This window comes from Paraburkholderia sp. EB58 (assembly GCF_050436665.1).
Lineage (GTDB): Bacteria > Pseudomonadota > Gammaproteobacteria > Burkholderiales > Burkholderiaceae > Paraburkholderia.
The window spans coordinates 1-3,249 of the sequence record NZ_JBNDMQ010000088.1 but is presented as its reverse complement, the minus strand read 5'-3'; the positions used below and the strand labels follow the sequence as shown (position 1 = coordinate 3,249).

The following is a 3,249-nucleotide window of genomic DNA, read 5'->3' as shown; positions in this document are numbered from 1 at the left end:
GCTGAAGCACTAACGAGCATCGCAAAACACACCTGTTATAGGATCAAGCCTTACGGGCAATTAGTATCAGTTAGCTTAACGCATTACTGCGCTTCCACACCTGACCTATCAACGTCCTGGTCTTGAACGACCCTTCAAGGGGCTCGAAGCCCCGGGGATATCTCATCTTAAGGCGAGTTTCCCGCTTAGATGCTTTCAGCGGTTATCTCTTCCGAACATAGCTACCCGGCGATGCCACTGGCGTGACAACCGGTACACCAGAGGTTCGTCCACTCCGGTCCTCTCGTACTAGGAGCAGCCCCCTTCAAATATCCAGCGCCCACGGCAGATAGGGACCAAACTGTCTCACGACGTTTTAAACCCAGCTCACGTACCTCTTTAAATGGCGAACAGCCATACCCTTGGGACCGGCTACAGCCCCAGGATGAGATGAGCCGACATCGAGGTGCCAAACACCGCCGTCGATATGAACTCTTGGGCGGTATCAGCCTGTTATCCCCAGAGTACCTTTTATCCGTTGAGCGATGGCCCTTCCATACAGAACCACCGGATCACTATGACCTGCTTTCGCACCTGCTCGACTTGTCGGTCTCGCAGTTAAGCACGCTTATGCCATTGCACTATCAGCACGATTTCCGACCGTACCTAGCGTACCTTCGTACTCCTCCGTTACACTTTGGGAGGAGACCGCCCCAGTCAAACTGCCTACCATGCACTGTCCCCAATCCGGATTACGGACCAAGGTTAGAACCTCAAACAGACCAGGGTGGTATTTCAAGGTCGGCTCCACGCAGACTGGCGTCCACGCTTCAAAGCCTCCCACCTATCCTACACAGACCGGTTCAAAGTCCAATGCAAAGCTACAGTAAAGGTTCATGGGGTCTTTCCGTCTAGCCGCGGGGAGATTGCATCATCACAAACACTTCAACTTCGCTGAGTCTCGGGAGGAGACAGTGTGGCCATCGTTACGCCATTCGTGCAGGTCGGAACTTACCCGACAAGGAATTTCGCTACCTTAGGACCGTTATAGTTACGGCCGCCGTTTACCGGGACTTCAATCAAGAGCTTGCACCCCATCATTTAATCTTCCGGCACCGGGCAGGCGTCACACCCTATACGTCCACTTTCGTGTTTGCAGAGTGCTGTGTTTTTATTAAACAGTCGCAGCCACCAGTTTATTGCAACCCCTTCACCCTCTGCCCGCAGGGGCATCAAGCTACAGGGGCGTACCTTATCCCGAAGTTACGGTACCAATTTGCCGAGTTCCTTCTCCCGAGTTCTCTCAAGCGCCTTAGAATACTCATCTCGCCCACCTGTGTCGGTTTGCGGTACGGTCTTGTTAGACTGAAGCTTAGAGGCTTTTCCTGGAACCACTTCCGATTGCTTCGTCGCCTAAGCGACTGGCCTCGCACCCTTGAATTCCGCGCCCGGATTTGCCAAAGCGCCTTCTCCAATGCAAGGACCGGGACTTCCAACACCCGGACAACCTTCCGCGATCCGTCCCCCCATCGCATCTAACAATGGTGCAGGAATATTAACCTGCTTCCCATCAGCTACGCATTTCTGCCTCGCCTTAGGGGCCGACTCACCCTACGCCGATGAACGTTGCGTAGGAAACCTTGGGCTTACGGCGAGGGGGCCTTTCACCCCCTTTATCGCTACTCATGTCAGCATTCGCACTTCCGATACCTCCAGCACACTTTCCAGTGCACCTTCGCAGGCTTACGGAACGCTCTCCTACCATGCACATTACTGTGCATCCGCAGCTTCGGTATATTGCTTAGCCCCGTTACATCTTCCGCGCAGGACGACTCGATCAGTGAGCTATTACGCTTTCTTTAAAGGATGGCTGCTTCTAAGCCAACCTCCTGACTGTTTTAGCCTTCCCACTTCGTTTCCCACTTAGCAATATTTGGGGACCTTAGCTGGCGGTCTGGGTTGTTTCCCTCTTGACACCGGACGTTAGCACCCGATGTCTGTCTCCCGTGATTGCACTCTTCGGTATTCGGAGTTTGCTATGGCGAAGTAATCCGCAATGGACCCTTCAACCATGACAGTGCTCTACCCCCGAAGGTGATACACGAGGCACTACCTAAATAGTTTTCGGAGAGAACCAGCTATTTCCAGGTTTGTTTAGCCTTTCACCCCTATCCACAGCTCATCCCCTAACTTTTCAACGTTAGTGGGTTCGGACCTCCAGTACGTGTTACCGCACCTTCATCCTGGCCATGGATAGATCACCTGGTTTCGGGTCTACACCCAGCGACTAATCGCCCTGTTCGGACTCGCTTTCGCTACGCCTGCCCTAATCGGTTAAGCTTGCCACTGAATGTAAGTCGCTGACCCATTATACAAAAGGTACGCCGTCACCCCCTTGCGAAGGCTCCGACTGTTTGTATGCATGCGGTTTCAGGATCTGTTTCACTCCCCTCCCGGGGTTCTTTTCGCCTTTCCCTCACGGTACTGGTTCACTATCGGTCGATCACGAGTATTTAGCCTTGGAGGATGGTCCCCCCATCTTCAGACAGGATTTCACGTGTCCCGCCCTACTTGTCGTACACCTAGTTCTTCCAAACTGTTTTCGCCTACAGGGCTATCACCTGCTATGGCAGCACTTTCCAGAGCTTTCGGCTAACAGTAAAGATAAAGAGTACAGGCTGGTCCCATTTCGCTCGCCACTACTCTGGGAATCTCGGTTGATTTCTTTTCCTGCGGCTACTTAGATGTTTCAGTTCGCCGCGTTCGCTTCACATAGCCTATGTATTCAGCCATGGATACTCCATACGGAGTGGGTTTCCCCATTCGGACATCTACGGATCAAAGCTCGTTTGCCAGCTCCCCGTAGCTTTTCGCAGGCTACCGCGTCCTTCATCGCCTGTGATCGCCAAGGCATCCACCACATGCACTTGTTCGCTTGACCCTATAACGGGTGTGTCTTGCGGCCAGAGCTAGTGCTTTAGCACTTACTCTGGTCCCATCCCCGGAGGGGACAGGGACATTCACAGGGAATGCCACGTGCCACACACGCTACAGGTTGAGTATTCGTGTTGCGCCGTATTCCAAAGCAATCTTTCGATTACTTAAAAATACATTGATACAATCACAACCCTGATTCACCTACTCACACACCCATCTCTAAGTATGCTTTCGTGAATCTCTTTACTACTTCTTCCTGATTGTTAAAGAACGACAGCCGATATAAAGCTCTGCTTCATATCACTCTGACTGGCTCAATCGCCAATGCAAAAC

The 3,249-nt window shown here is 52.3% G+C and carries 1 rRNA gene; it reads right to left on the bottom strand.

The features are described 5' to 3' along the window. Nucleotides 1–39 precede the first annotated feature (39 nt). Nucleotides 40–2,920, bottom strand: a 23S ribosomal RNA gene (locus P3T40_RS44780). Between the last annotated feature and the right edge of the window lie 329 nt (nt 2,921–3,249).